General features: G+C 31.6%; 20 protein-coding genes. All 20 read right to left on the bottom strand.

The window, feature by feature from the left end:
- Nucleotides 1–147: 147 nt before the first annotated feature.
- A complete protein-coding gene (locus ILYOP_RS10160) occupies nucleotides 148–792 on the bottom strand; it encodes a hypothetical protein (protein WP_013388427.1) in 645 nt (214 codons plus the stop codon).
- A 174-nt stretch (nucleotides 793–966) separates the two neighbouring features.
- Nucleotides 967–1,326 carry a hypothetical protein gene (locus ILYOP_RS10155; RefSeq protein WP_013388426.1) on the bottom strand — a complete coding sequence of 120 codons (360 nt, stop codon included), beginning with the start codon at nucleotides 1,324–1,326 and terminating at the stop codon, nucleotides 967–969.
- 13 nt (nucleotides 1,327–1,339) lie between these two features.
- Entirely contained in the window at nucleotides 1,340–2,221 is an 882-nt protein-coding gene (locus ILYOP_RS10150; RefSeq protein WP_013388425.1) for a ParB N-terminal domain-containing protein, read from the bottom strand.
- Nucleotide 2,222: 1 nt separating this feature from the next.
- Nucleotides 2,223–2,996: a ParA family protein gene (locus tag ILYOP_RS10145; RefSeq protein ID WP_013388424.1), complete on the bottom strand. Its 774-nt coding sequence runs from the start codon at nucleotides 2,994–2,996 to the stop codon at nucleotides 2,223–2,225.
- 231 nt (nucleotides 2,997–3,227) lie between these two features.
- Nucleotides 3,228–4,379, bottom strand: a complete 1,152-nt coding sequence (locus tag ILYOP_RS10140; protein WP_013388423.1) for a THUMP domain-containing class I SAM-dependent RNA methyltransferase — start codon at nucleotides 4,377–4,379, stop codon at nucleotides 3,228–3,230.
- Nucleotides 4,380–4,730: 351 nt separating this feature from the next.
- A complete protein-coding gene (rd, locus tag ILYOP_RS10135) occupies nucleotides 4,731–4,901 on the bottom strand; it encodes a rubredoxin (RefSeq protein ID WP_013388422.1) in 171 nt (56 codons plus the stop codon).
- A 213-nt stretch (nucleotides 4,902–5,114) separates the two neighbouring features.
- Complete coding sequence (locus tag ILYOP_RS10130; RefSeq protein ID WP_013388421.1) at nucleotides 5,115–6,200, bottom strand: AI-2E family transporter; 1,086 nt, start codon at nucleotides 6,198–6,200, stop codon at nucleotides 5,115–5,117.
- A gap of 359 nt (nucleotides 6,201–6,559) precedes the next feature.
- Nucleotides 6,560–7,243: a pseudouridine synthase gene (locus ILYOP_RS10125; protein WP_013388420.1), complete on the bottom strand. Its 684-nt coding sequence runs from the start codon at nucleotides 7,241–7,243 to the stop codon at nucleotides 6,560–6,562.
- Between the two features lie 587 nt (nucleotides 7,244–7,830).
- Nucleotides 7,831–8,901 (bottom strand): site-specific integrase, encoded by a 1,071-nt coding sequence (locus ILYOP_RS10120; RefSeq protein WP_013388419.1) that lies wholly within the window; start codon nucleotides 8,899–8,901, stop codon nucleotides 7,831–7,833.
- On the bottom strand, nucleotides 8,888–9,076 hold the full coding sequence (locus tag ILYOP_RS10115) for a hypothetical protein (RefSeq protein WP_013388418.1): 189 nt from the start codon (nucleotides 9,074–9,076) through the stop codon (nucleotides 8,888–8,890). Before ILYOP_RS10115 ends, ILYOP_RS10120 begins: the two co-directional genes overlap by 14 nt.
- Nucleotides 9,077–9,090: 14 nt before the next feature.
- On the bottom strand, nucleotides 9,091–10,086 hold the full coding sequence (locus tag ILYOP_RS10110; protein WP_013388417.1) for a site-specific integrase: 996 nt from the start codon (nucleotides 10,084–10,086) through the stop codon (nucleotides 9,091–9,093).
- A gap of 284 nt (nucleotides 10,087–10,370) precedes the next feature.
- The gene (locus ILYOP_RS10105; protein ID WP_013388416.1) at nucleotides 10,371–10,562 is read right to left on the bottom strand and encodes a hypothetical protein; all 192 of its coding nucleotides are present in this window, start codon (nucleotides 10,560–10,562) and stop codon (nucleotides 10,371–10,373) included.
- 43 nt (nucleotides 10,563–10,605) lie between these two features.
- Nucleotides 10,606–11,070 carry a hypothetical protein gene (locus ILYOP_RS10100; protein ID WP_013388415.1) on the bottom strand — a complete coding sequence of 155 codons (465 nt, stop codon included), beginning with the start codon at nucleotides 11,068–11,070 and terminating at the stop codon, nucleotides 10,606–10,608.
- A gap of 43 nt (nucleotides 11,071–11,113) precedes the next feature.
- On the bottom strand, nucleotides 11,114–11,299 hold the full coding sequence (locus tag ILYOP_RS10095) for a hypothetical protein (RefSeq protein ID WP_013388414.1): 186 nt from the start codon (nucleotides 11,297–11,299) through the stop codon (nucleotides 11,114–11,116).
- Between the two features lie 159 nt (nucleotides 11,300–11,458).
- Nucleotides 11,459–11,620, bottom strand: coding sequence for a hypothetical protein (locus ILYOP_RS15855; RefSeq protein WP_013388413.1), 162 nt, complete (start codon nucleotides 11,618–11,620; stop codon nucleotides 11,459–11,461).
- A gap of 30 nt (nucleotides 11,621–11,650) precedes the next feature.
- Complete coding sequence (locus tag ILYOP_RS10090) at nucleotides 11,651–11,887, bottom strand: hypothetical protein (protein WP_013388412.1); 237 nt, start codon at nucleotides 11,885–11,887, stop codon at nucleotides 11,651–11,653.
- 89 nt (nucleotides 11,888–11,976) lie between these two features.
- On the bottom strand, nucleotides 11,977–13,032 hold the full coding sequence (locus tag ILYOP_RS10085) for a hypothetical protein (protein WP_013388411.1): 1,056 nt from the start codon (nucleotides 13,030–13,032) through the stop codon (nucleotides 11,977–11,979).
- A gap of 2 nt (nucleotides 13,033–13,034) precedes the next feature.
- Entirely contained in the window at nucleotides 13,035–13,739 is a 705-nt protein-coding gene (locus tag ILYOP_RS10080; protein WP_013388410.1) for a phage antirepressor KilAC domain-containing protein, read from the bottom strand.
- A gap of 89 nt (nucleotides 13,740–13,828) precedes the next feature.
- Complete coding sequence (locus tag ILYOP_RS16155) at nucleotides 13,829–13,951, bottom strand: hypothetical protein (RefSeq protein ID WP_013388409.1); 123 nt, start codon at nucleotides 13,949–13,951, stop codon at nucleotides 13,829–13,831.
- The gene (locus ILYOP_RS10075) at nucleotides 13,948–14,133 is read right to left on the bottom strand and encodes a hypothetical protein (RefSeq protein ID WP_013388408.1); all 186 of its coding nucleotides are present in this window, start codon (nucleotides 14,131–14,133) and stop codon (nucleotides 13,948–13,950) included. The genes ILYOP_RS16155 and ILYOP_RS10075 overlap by 4 nt, the downstream gene beginning before the upstream one ends.
- Nucleotides 14,134–14,145: the final 12 nt, after the last annotated feature.

Below are 14,145 nucleotides of genomic sequence, written 5' to 3'. Positions count from 1 at the left end.
TTTCTACCTCCTGATCGAATTGGACAACTTTTCCTAAAAGTCCTTTATTTTTAAAACCATAAATTGCCACAGTTATTAGCATAGCTATTACTATCCATTTAAACACCTAACCATCTCCATTCTATCATATATGATAACTTTTTTAAATTATTTTATAGCGTCTTTATAAACTTTTAAAAGTTCATCTTTAGAAATTGTTCCAAAAATATCAATAGGCCATTTTTTTTCAAGTTTTTCATTTATTGTGACCATTTTATCGTGTAATTTCATTATCTTTTTAGATAATTTATTATATGAACTTCTTATTTCAGGAAGTTTAGTCAATATTTCCATCTGTTCATCTTCTTGAATAGCTTCAGACAGCTCAGTTTCAAGCTTTAATTCTTTATCTAAAATTTCACTGGCCTCTTGCAAAAGAATAGATTTTTTTTTATCTAATTCTGCTAACTCATACTTGTAGAGATTTTCAACTGCTTCAGATCCAGAGTTTCCCCTATACTTTTTCCTTTTTAGAATTTCAGAATTTATAAAGTCCTCTGAAAGGTCATTCTCTTTCATAATTTCATAAATATATTTTTCTATACTTTCAAAATTATAATCCTTTATATTTTCACCTGGGTCTGTAGAAAAAGCTCCGTAGAGTTTTTCATATTTGGTAAGCACTTCTTTTTCTAGAGTATTCACACCTTCATAATCTTCTAGTTCCCTGTATCTTCTTATTTCATCATCTATTTTTTTTAAGACTTTTAGCACGACTTCAAGTCCTATATCTTTAAAGTCATTGTATTTCACTTATCCTCCTTTCTATAAAATTATGTGATTTTTTCTAATTTTTAAGTGATTATAAACTATAATTACTTTAGTTTTTAGAAAAAAACCTAAAATTTCACTTTTAAAATTGTCATCCTCTTTAAATTATAATTTGATCCTAACATATAAAAATACCGGTCTATAGACCGGTATACATTATACACTAAGTCTCTTTATTTTTTCAATAAGGTTTTCTATATCTACTTCCTTATTATAATCTACGTCATAAATTTTAAAATCAAAATATCCATCAGATGTTTCAGGAACAACGAGCTTTGGATTTTCACTTCCATTAAAATAATCATACACTACAACTATTGTCCCGCTTTTTCCCATTTTATCTGTAAACCCTTTAAATTTTATAGCTCTATCTTTTTGAATATTAAGAGCTTTCTTTATAAAGGTTTCTCCCCTTTTATCATCTATGATGTCGAGTAACCTATGGAAGGCAGGACACAATCTTACACCAAAAATAGGGTTAAGATTCCCCTTTGGAACAAAATGAACAACGGACATGAGATCACCTCTATTACTTTAAAAATGTATAGTCGTCATTTTCTATAAATTCTTTCAGTTTTTCAAAATACTTTTTAACTTCATCAGGAACTTTTTTCTTTACAGAAAAATTAAAACCATTAGTACTGTATTTAATTATAACTTTCTCAGATCTATCAACCTTTTTTAACTCTTTTAATAAGTTTCTAAGCTCATCTCTGTTCAGATCTTTATAGTCTTTTACTACCTGGGATGCTTCCATCTTATCTTTCAAAATAAACACCAGTTTATTTAAAATTTCAGCTTTATCAGCTCCTAAATATTCTATTATTTCAGTAATTTCTTTTGGATAAGTTATTGCGTTTTTAATTCTGTAAAAAGTCTTTTTACTTATATGATATTCTTTTAGAATATCTTCTATTTTTTTCTCTTTTTTAGCAGCTTCTCTGTTGAATTTATAAGATTGTTCTAAAATGCTCAAATTTTTTCTCTGGATATTTTCATCAACAGATACAGAATCTAATAGCTCATAGGGAGTTTCTTTATCAAAAATAACAACCCTGTCCTTGCCTTTTATTGAGCCTCCGGTTATATATATTTCACTTATTGCTCTAGCCCTTCTAAGTCCACTTACAAGTCTGTATTTACCTTTTTCTTTTTCCTGGAGGTATATGATATTTAGAAGTCCTATCTTAGATATACTCTCTTTCAGCTCTTCTAGTTCTAGGTCCTCAGATGTCAGTGCCAGCCTATTTATAAAAGTAACATCTTCAAAGTCTATCTCTTCTATAAGTTTTGGCTGCATATGAACAAGACGTCCGTACTGTTTTATTATCTGTTCTTTCTTTTCTTCAAAACTATCTTTTTTTTTCTCTCTGTTAAGAAGTGGATTATTCCCCAATCTATTAGCAACCATACTAACTTTCCTCTCTTTTAAGAATTTCCTTACATAGGCCAAGGTAGTCCTTTGCACCATTACTTCTAGATGCATAGTCAAATATGCTTACTCCATAGGAGGAAGCTTCAGTTACTTTGACATTTCTTCTAATTTTAGTATTAAACATTCTTTCACCAAAAAATTCCTTCAGCTGTTCAATAACCTCATTATGAAGTTTTATTCTACCATCTACCATTGTTGCGAATACTCCACCTATTTCTAGTTCTTCATTCATTCTTTGAGTAATTAGATCTATAGTGTCCATGAGTTCCACAATTCCTTCTAATGCATAAAATTCAGTTTGAACCGGTATATACACTTTTTGAGAGGCAATAAGAGCATTAAATGTAAGGTTGTCAAGACTCGGAGGACAATCAATTATTACATAATCATATCCATAAACCTCTTTTAGTATCTCCTTAAGCAGATTTTCCCTTCCTGGAACTCCACCTAGCTCTAAGTTAACTTTGGACATTCTGATGTTTGTCGGAAGAACATCTACACCTTCTTTGTTCACCATTATATCATCTAACCCTAAATTCTGTAGGCCAAATGCTCTATCTTTCATCAGATCATAAATGGTGTTTTCAAGCCCTCTTTTATCAATTCCAACTCCTGAGGTCAAGTTTCCCTGAGGATCAAAATCAATTAGAAGTACTTTTTTCCCTAATTTCTTGAGCCCGAAGCTTATGTTCTGAGCCGAAGTTGTTTTTGCTACTCCACCTTTTTGGTTTAAAATCGAAATAACCTTCATTTCCCTACTTCACCTGCCACTTTTTATATGGTATTCATCTTAATATATTAACACACTTTAAATCAATTTAAAAGTAAAAGCCCCTATAAAAATAGCAAAAGAAAGAAGCTTTAAATACTTCTTTCCTTTAAAATTTAATATTTATATGTGGTTGTGCTTCGGCATTTCCCTTTAATCCTGTACTACATCAAATTTTTGTCCTAGTTAAAATATCTTTAAATTATGTAAAATTTAAATGTTTTTTTTAGGAGGTCTAGCTCCAAAATACTGATACAAATAGCACTTTATTCCACCGTTGTAAAGTTTTCTGTTTTTAGTAGCTTTCTTTTCAAAAGCTCTCTCAAATTGTTCATAAGAAGTTATCACATAATATGACCATTTAGGAAATCTCATCCTGCATACGTCCCCTAATATCCCATATAATTTATTTACTGATTTGTCATCTAGAAGTCTTTCTCCATAAGGTGGGTTTGTTATTATTGAACCATACTCTGAGGGTGATTCAATTTCCAAAAGATGTTTCTTTTCAAATAAAATATCATCCTCTATACCTGCCAAAACTGCATTTCTTTTAGCTGTTTCTACGGCCTCTCCATCTATATCCGACCCGTATATTCTCACTTCCTTATCATGATCTTCACAGGAATAAGCCTCATCCCTTACATCTATCCACTTGTTCTTTTCAATAATTCCCCATTCTTCTGAAGCGAATTTTCTATTTGATCCAGGGGCTATATTTCTTGCTATCATAGCAGCCTCTATAGGAATTGTCCCTGTCCCACACATTGGGTCTAGAAGAGAAAGCTCTCCACCTCTCCATCTAGATATTTTTACAAGGGCAGCTGCAAGGGTTTCTTTCATAGGAGCCTGATTTATCTCTGCCCTGTAGCCTCTTTTATGTAGTCCTTCACCACTAGTATCTACCATCACTATGAATCTGTCTTTATTTCCCTGTACCTTTATTTTATAAACTGCACCATTTTCACTAAAATAATCCTTTTGATATTTTTCTTTCATTTTTTCAACTATGGCTTTTTTAGTTATCCTCTGAATATCTGACTTTGAATAAAGCTTGCTGTTAACAGAACTTACCCAGCTCACAGGAAATTCTGCATTTTCAGATAAAACTTCATCCCAGTTAAGTTTTTTTACATTTTCGAAAAGCTGTTCAAAGGTAACTGCATTAAATTCCCCCATTTTTAAAAATACCCTGTCTGCACATCTCAACCATATGTTTGCCTTTGGAATATCCTCTACTTTACAATCAAATTCAACTCTTCCGTTAAAAGTCTGTACATTTGCAAATCCCAGGTCTTTTATTTCCTGAGCCACTATACTCTCTATCCCCATCGCAGCTGATGCTATCAAGGTTACTTTATCCATAATAAAACTCCTTCTCAAATTTAATTTTCCCCTCATTTTATAGAAAAAAACAATATGTGTCAACAAATAGAAAAAGCTGATGTAGGGGTACACCAGCTTTTCAAAAGGGGTTTTTACGGGAGAATCTTGAAATATGATTCTCTATAATTTAGAATCTATAAGCTTTATTCCTAAAAAAATAATTTTTCCTCTTTAATTTTTTTATAAATTTTATAAGCCTATTATTAGATTCTAAAAATAAACTTAAATAGCAGTTGAAACTTTCAATCAATTATAATTTATAAAGGATTATAATTGAACCCATTAAAATTAACACAATTAAAAAGAGTGGGAAAGAATTCCCACCCAAATTTAACAACATCCAAGAGTATCTTCAAACTCATCTTTTCTAGCTGCACATATGGGACATAACCACTCTTCTGGTATATTCTCAAAGCTTGTCCCTGGCTCTACTCCATTTTCTGGATCTCCCCTTTCAGGATCATAAACATATCCACATATTGTACATACCCATTTTTTCATGAAAACCACCCCTTTTGTAATAAAAATTTATTTTAATAGTTTTTTTACGCATTTAATTTTAAATACTCATCCAAATTTCTTCAGCAATATTTTACAGCATATCTTATCTTCCCTTATTTATCAGAAAAATTCCACTAATAAATGATACTCCATTAATATAAAAAATTAAAATAAATTCTTTATCAGGCATACTTAACCCTTAATTTCTTAGAATTATGAAATTCCTTTTTTATCCAGTATCTTGTAATATATTATTTTTATCATAGCAAATACAGGAACTCCTATAAGCATTCCTATCGGCCCACCTACGTTTCCTCCTATCAAAACTGCAGTTACAACCCAAAATGGATTCATGCCTACTGAATTCCCCAAAATTTTAGGTCCTAATATCCAGCTATCTATCTGCTGTGCCACTAATATTGCTATCCACATTGGAATCACTTTTAAAGGCAGTGTAAATAAAACCAGTACCGTACTTATAATACCTGCTATTATTGACCCTATATAAGGTATCATATTCCCAAGTCCTATGACAAAGGAGATTAAAACAGCATAAGGTACATTCGTAAAAAACATTATTATAAAGCATACCACTCCAACAAAGAGTGAAACCAATGACCTACCAGCTAAATAATTCAGAAAAATTTCCCTGCTTTCATAAAGAAAATCTAAGGTTTCATTAACAGCTTCCTTTTTTAAAATAATAGACAAAGTTTTCCTTATAAATCCTATAAAATATTTTTTGTATAACAAGAAATATACTGCAATTAAAAAACCAAAAAATACATCCACTATTGAAAAAGTCAGCTTGACTATTTTTTCAAAAAAACTAATTACTAAAGATTGGGTGTTAGCTACTTGGGAACCTATAAAACTCATAAGGTTTTCCTTTAAAGTTTTTTCATCTAAAAAGGCAAGCCTATCTTTATTGGCTTCAAAAACCTTAATGACCCATGTTTGAGATTTAGTTTTCATCTGAGGAAAACTTTCTATCAGGTCCCCTATACTCTTTGAAAGAGGTGGTATAACTATTAAAAATACACCTATTAGAATAAAAGAAAACACTAAAAGTGAAGTGACTATCCCTAGCCTCCTTCCAAATTTAAATTTATTTGAAAAGAAAGTTATTAGCGGTTCCAAAATCACTGCAATTACAAGTCCATAAATAAAGGGCTGAATATATTTATAAAAACTACTCATTATTAATTTTAAGCTTTCCAGATCCTGAAAAAAACTTTGAATTATAACAAGAAATAAACCTATAAAAAAGATTTTCACATAAAACTTTTCATCTTTCATTATACCTCCACCCATAATTTATTTGTTAATTAATAATAACTCTTTACCAATAAAAATTCAATAAACAGTCTATAAATTATATCCTACTATACTTACACTACATCTTTTTTAAATAATTTAGATACTTCCTATATCTTAAAATATTTTTCAGACACTTAATCAACTCTTTTAAACTCTTATTAGCAAATTGTAACAAAATCAAAAAAACCATGAAGCTGCCGCTTATTTCAAAGGGTTCAATTTCATGGTTACAGTTTACCACAGTCTATTCTTTTTCCAAATTTTTATGAATTATATTCTTATCAAAATTATAAGAAAATTGGTACTAAAGTTTTTCTTTCTTTTTCTATATGATTTTTCTATAAAATTATATCCTTTAAAAATATCTCTCTTAACTCCCCGGGTTTCATGTCTTCAAGGGTAAGATTTCCAAATTTTACTCTTTTTAAGTAGGAAACTTTATTTTTTATGGACCCTACCATTTTTTTTACCTGATGATATTTTCCCTCTTGAATAGTTAGGAATATTTTATTCTGTTCTATATATTGAACTTTTGCAGGAAGACATATGTGCGTCCCTATATCAACGCCCTTTTCCAGATCTTTAATATCTCCTTCGGAGATGGGTTTGTCGAGCTCCACATAATATTTTTTTGAGATTTTTTTGTCAGGGTGAGTCATTTTATAATTTGTATCCCCGTCATTTGTAAAAAGGAGAAGTCCTTCTGTATCTTTGTCCAATCGTCCTACGGGAAATAGATCTTTTGTCTCTAACCAACCTGGTAAAAGCTCCATAATAGTTGGATGGCGATCATCCTTTACAGCAGTAATATAACCTTTGGTTTTATACAGAATGTAATATCTCAGAGTTTTGAATTCAAGATGTCTGTTGTCGAGGGTGATATCATCTCTATCCTCTTCAATCCAAAGGCCGAAATTTAAGGTGACTAGGCCATTAATTTTAACCCTTCCTTCTTCGACTATTTTTTTTATATCTTTTCTGCTCCCTACGCCGCAGTTAACTAAATATTTTTCTAATCTCAAGTTATCTCCCCTATACCATTTTATAAAGAATGTACTACTATATAAATATAAAAAATAAAGTGGCGTGCTTAGATCACACACCACCTCTAAAATAAACAATAATTAAAAAAATTGTATCATAAAATAATTTTTTTTTCAATATGTGCTGAAAAGTCAATTATTATTGAAATAATAATTTATATGAGTAACAAATCCCTGTTTACATATTTACTATATAGTTTTTTTTATTCCCTAGATTGTCGAATTAATTGCAACTGTCTTAGCTCAGAAAGGACTATAAAGAAAATAAAAATCAGGGATTTAAAAAGATGACTCCTGTTCAATACAGAAATCATCTTCTTTTATCAACTTGTTTATACTTTTCTAAGTCTCCTTGACAAAGGATTCAGTTTAAAATTCACTAGATTTTTGCTTTGGATTTTATATCTCTAAAAGTTTAATTTTTTTAGATCTTATTCCCACTCAACAAAATAAATTTCTACTCTTTCTCTATCTACTATTTTTATTAACTTTTATTTTACCTATTTTCTATATAATCATTTTTTATACTGTTTTTTAATTTTTTTAGGATCATTTTAGGAGCACTTTCATTTTAAGCCATCCAATAAATCAATGACATCTTTTTCCTTATCAGGATATAAATGTGAGTACGTATTTAATGTAGTTTCTATTTTTTCATGTCCTAATCTTTTAGCTATTGCAAGAGGGCTGACTCCTAAGTGGATCAGCAGACTGGCATGGCTATGCCTTAAATCATGCACCCTTATTTTTTTCACTTTAGCTTTTTCACTATACAACTTCATATCGTGATGAAATCTATATTTGGTACTTATTATTAACCTATCACTAGTTTCTACATTATATAATGTATCTATGTAATTTACTAATATATTTGCCAGATTTTCAGTTATCTTTATAATTCTATTACCTTTTGCAGTCTTTGGATCTGTTATTACATCCTCTTTGTTAAGCCTTTGGTATGATTTGTTTATTCTTATAGTCCTATTTTTTAAATCAATATCATTTATTGTAAGAGCCAAAAGCTCCCCTATTCTTATACCCGTCCAAAATAATATATTAAATCCTACAAAAGAGATCGATTTATGGTGTAAGCATTCTGCAAACTTCTCAAACTCTTCTACGGTCCAGATATCCATTTCATCAGCCTGCTTCTTCCCTATGGTCCCCGCTTTATGACATGGATTTTCATTTAGAGAATGATATTTGACAGCATAATTTAATATTGCCACCAACTGATTATTTATGGTTTTTATGTAAGTCTGACTATATAATTTATTTGTTTTAGGATCTTCATATTTTATTAATTTGTTTTGCCATTTTCTTATTAAAACTGGGGTTATTTTGCCGATTTCCATTTCTTTAAAAAAAGGTAGAACCTTCTTTTCTATAATATGTCTTTTGGTCATTATTGTATTCTCTCTTAAACGATGAGAGAGATCCTCCAAATACATTTCATACAAGCTATTAAAACTCATTGTAATCTCAAATTTTGATTTAGCTATAAACTCTCTTTCCCATTCCTGGGCTTCTCTTTTTGTTTTGAAACCCCTTTTAAATTTTTGGATCTTTTCACCTTTATAATTTGTAAAATAAAAACGGGAGATCCATTTCCCGTTCTTATCCTTAATGCTTGCCATTTTTCTCGCCTAGACCCAATTTTTCATATAGGAAGGTTGAATTAACTCTTCCTCTTATAACTATATATCCCTCTGCTTTCATTTCATCATTTATTTCCTTCATTAGCCTATATGCTTTCCCTTGCTTTACCTGACATATCTTTTCAACGTCTTTGACCGTTAATAGCTGTGCCATACTTTAACCTCCTTTTAATTCCAGCCCTTTTCTTCTCTTAGCTGCTTAATCCTAGCCTTTTGTTTTTTCTTGGATATCGGTTCAATGTAGTGGTCTTTCGTAACAGTAAGACCACTATGCCCGGCAAACTCGCTGGCTTCTTCAATGCTCCCAGTAAGCTTTTTCACTAGATTTATACTGGTCTTCCTAAGAGAATGCGGATACAGATCCGTTATCCCAATCAATCGCCCCATTTTTCTTATCCTATCACCTATCGTGTGTGAACTCATAACGTTCCATTGGCCACGATATTTAGTTATAAACAGAGAATCTATCTCTTGCCCATCAAGTTCCTTCCTGACTTCCAACCATTCTTTTATAAGAGATTTAGCCTTTTCATAAAAAATTACATCAACAATTTTCCCGTGTTTTTCTCTTACATCTTCAAAAACACCTTCTTCAATATTCAGTCTAGACAAAGGCAGCTTGCTTATAGCCCCAATTCTATTCCCTGAGTCTAGGAAGATCTCCCATAGAAGCCTGTCTTGGATATCAAACTCATTTGTTTTATATCTCATTGCCACTCTTATTTCAATTATTTGCTCCATAGTTAAAAAATAGGACTTTCTTATTTTCTCCTCTTTTGCACCTTTTACACGGTCCAACTTATGCAAAAATGGGTGGGTATCAATTAATCCTCTTTTCACGCTCCATATATAAAAAGAGCTTATAGCTACAACTTTATTATTTACTGCCTTTTTATTTACTCCTTTGTCCTGGGACCACGATATAAACCCTTCTATTATGTCTACAGAATCTTCCATGAACTCTTTCGAATATAGACCTATATTATCCCATTCATTTTCCAAATAAACCAAGAAGTGGTAAAATGAATTCTTATAAGTCTTGTAAGTAGTCTCTTTGGTGTCCTTGTTTTTTATTATGCTGCTCTTCAAGTATTTGTCATATAGTTTAATGTTTTCTTTTGATAAGTTTTTCAAGTTTTCATCAGTAAGGTAACGGTATGCCATTTAAACCTCCATAACTATAAAAACGTAATTTAATATTTTTCAAAATGCCTAACCCAATAGCAGGGCATTTTATAATTTCAAAAAATTGATATTTGGATTGACTCAATCTGATCTAGTAGGTTATACTTTTGGTGTAGAAACAAATGCCGTTGATGGGGTGGTTCCCGGAGGTTATATGTAACACCCTTCTTAGTAAATTGGACGTTTATAACATAAGCCATCTCTTTGAGGTGGCTTATGTTATTTACAAAACTTTTACCTGTTCCTCCTAAAAATCCAAAAATTTATACACTCTCAAATCCCAATAGTTCCATAAAACCTGGATTGTCGAGATTTGCGCAAACAAATTTAAAAGCATTCATATACGGTACTTTTTTTATTTTCATAACCTCTTCAACTGCCATTTTTATTATTTTATCCTCAAGTTCAGAAATATCTTTTATTTCAATTTCATTATCTTTTCTAATTATCCTCATAATTACCCCCAAAACATTTTTTTATTCTTACAAATTCCAAATTCTAATCAAACATTTTAAATTGTTTCTCGCCATCTACAATATCAAATTTAGGCTCTTTAGCTCTCGGCTTCCTAACCTTCTTGAAAATTATATCGCAATCTTCTTGATCCCTTTCAAATTCTTCACACTCTCCAAGATAAAAGGTTAGAGACCCACTGTACTCACCGCAATGTTCAACTACATCACAATCCTTACAACTAAAATCTTCTTGATTGTCCTTGTCAATTCTTACAGCTTTATAATGTTTTCCCTCAAACTCCCTGATCTCTCCAACTTCCATTGACCTTGGATTTCTGCAAAAGATATAGCATTCTTTTTCAGATCCTTCTTTTTCTTCATCTCTCACGCTTGTTACAGAGACGTTACCACTATATCCCCGTGAAGTCTTGCTAATAAATTTCACTTCTATATCTCCATCTTGTTCTTTTATGGCTTCAAGTCGCTTTATAAGTTCTAATACTTTCACTACTTAACCCCCCTTATAAATTCCAAAATTTATTTAATTTTCATTACATTTTCACCTCAAATTCTCCGTTATCGCATCCGCAATTATTACAAACCCATCCTGTAACGTCTTCATTATCTGTTATTTCAATATCTTCTATATCATCAGAAGGATAATAACTAACACCGGTGAATTTACCAACTACTGATTTATAAAAATCATCTTCATTCCCACATTTTTTACATTTCATTTTTTATCTCCTTTTTGTATAAAGTTCTGATTTTATTTACTTTTTGAAGTTAATTTAAACATTTTGACAATTACAAACCATAGCCAAAATAATATTGAAAAATCTATTAATCTGACTCCTATATATTTTAAACAAAATTCATTTAACATTTTTATCCTCCTATACCTGTGTTTTTTCTTTCCAAGCACTACACCCATCTACATTTACGACTTCTTGGTGGTATGTACAAAACTCCCTCAATCTGTTAAATTTACAGGTTTTACAGAAACATAAAATTCTGTATTTTGGTATATAATTTTTAGGATTAATTTTTCTATTCATTTTCTCAACTCCTTATAAATTCATCAATTGTTACCATGTTAATATAAATAATTTCCCGTACACCGAAACATCCCTTATTATCCTTTCAAAGTACTCTCCAGTTTCAGAGTTTGTAATTCTTAAAAATAAAATCTCTTGACTCAAATCTATTTCTTTTAATTTTTCAAATCTATCTCCGCCATCATCTTTTCTAACAGTATTATTTTTAATTCCAGACTTTTCTTTTATAAAAAATTCTGGTAAACTTTTAAAATTAACTCCTTTCATTTACCCCCCTATACCCTGTCTGTAAAATCCCTACATGCTGGGTTCTCTATAGTATTTTGTCCCTCATATTCAACATGATCTTCTCCAAGCTATTTAATTTTTTTTGTACTTTTCACTCTATCTTTATTTGGTGCTATTTCACGATAATACTCCTTGAGCCAATTCATTTCATGTGCCAACTTCTTTTTAGACATTTTCTTTAAATCTTTCAGATAGCCTTCTACTTCTTTGTAGTTATCCCAACTATATTCAAGCCCTGTCATTTCCAGAGAGATCCTCACAGCATCCTCATAACCTTTTATATTTTCGAAAAACTCTTTTTCTTTAATTTTAGAATCAAAATCTATGATGCTCTTTTTTACAGAATTTTGATATGTTTTAACCCGCGTTATAAGATCTTTGGTTCTTCTTATAAAATCTTTTCCATATTCTTTTTTCACCAGTTCCTCCATGGCTTTATCTAACTCAGTTATGCAAAATTGTAGTTTTCCTATTAAAGAGAAATCTGTTATTCTTGAGTGTTCTATTTTGTCTAGTTCCGGGAAAAATTTCCTGACTGGCTCCAGGTCGATTTTTTTTCCTTCAACCCTGATCAAGTTATTTTCCTCCCACTCAGCAACTTTTTTATCTAAATAGTTATTCAAGTGTTGGAGCACCGGTTCTTTTTTTCCTTCAAGACTCAGCTTAAAACTACGGATTCTGGTTTTATTTTTCCTTAGGAAATCAATGCTTGCTTGTTTATTGATCTCCAAGTTTTCCTCATCCAAGGCGGATTTCACATCCTTGACTGTATCCTGTAAAGATCTCCATGAGTACTTTGGATAAGTTACTGCCATGTGTTCCATCTCTTCGAATGTGATATCCCAAACTCCTCCAAGCACTACTGCATACGTTACTACCTCCCCTATAATCCCGCCTATAATCGAGTGAGGTTCTATCCCGAAATATGTGTCCTTCACTATTTTGAGATGTTCTTTCTCTAATTTTCTGTTACTTTTCTTCCTCATGTTTTTTATTGCCTTCATGAGAAGCGGCTTATGCCATTTCTCATTCCATTTTTCAAAAAGCTTTTCCACATCTACCTTTTCAGCTATCATTTTCTTCACATCAGAAGCTATAGCTCTCTCTGTCTGTTTTTTATTCATTTTCACACCTCACAAACCAACTTATTTATATAGTCCACTCCCTTTTGAAACACCACTGTTTTTATATTGATGCTGGTAGTCCCATTCGGCTTTGTGAACCTGCTCTCTACACATCTGAAATACCCTCTGTCTATATATTCCTGATAAGGCTGGTTGTTATTTTGCAAAACCTTTCTGTCTCTCAGGATTTTAAAGAGTTTATTCCTTCCTATTCCTTTATTGATTACCTTTGCCACAGTCCCGATATCTATTGTGTCTTTACTCTCAATGATCTCGTTGTAGAACTCCTCTTTGGGCTTCATTTCCAGGATCTTCTGTTCTTGCTCCTCTAATCTCTCCTGTTGTTCTGCAGCAAGTAGCAGAGCTTCACGGAATGTCTGAGGTACTCTTTGAGTTTCCTGTAATGCCCTTTCCATCTCATTGAACTTATTTATATAATTTAATTTAAAATCATTGTATCCCTGAATATTGAACATATATAAAGTGAAGCCATCCTTGGTAAGAAGAAATTCTCTATATTCTTGTTTATTTTGAGGATGTATATAAGAGCTTGGTATTATTAACTTTTCATGGGTATGCACAGATTTGAGCACCCCCTCTAAATCTCTGCAAACATTCTTGTGTTCTTTCCCAAGTTCCTCAGCTACTACCCTGCTCGATACTACCAGTCCATAGTTTTTGTTATTTTCGATTTTGATCAGTTCCATACCTACCTCCAGTTTTTAATTTTGATAAATCCCCTTATTTCATAAAGTTAATAAAAAGTGAAATAAGGAGATCTAAAAAATCAAAATTGTTACCTCCTCCTCAGACACTCTTCAATCTCTTCTTTTCTCAAACACTCCACCACAGTTATATCCCCATACTTGGCCACAAGTTCATCCAAAACCGCTGATTTACCACTTATCCCAAATTTCATCTTCCTTTCACCTCTCCTTGGTGTACCTCTGCTAATAACGACTTGATAAATATTTCCGGATACTGCCTGTTATTTTTAATTATTAATTGTATTTCATGAGCCTCAAGATCGTGTTTTCTGATATCAGCAAAAGTCAGCTTGAATGGTCTTATGAGCTCACGAGCTATTTCCGTTTTAGTCATTACCCCTCCTAT

It is taken from the genome of Ilyobacter polytropus DSM 2926 (assembly GCF_000165505.1).
Classification (GTDB): Bacteria; Fusobacteriota; Fusobacteriia; order Fusobacteriales; family Fusobacteriaceae; genus Ilyobacter; species Ilyobacter polytropus.
Note: the sequence above shows the minus strand (reverse complement) of the source record. Positions and strands in the feature narration are given on the sequence as shown.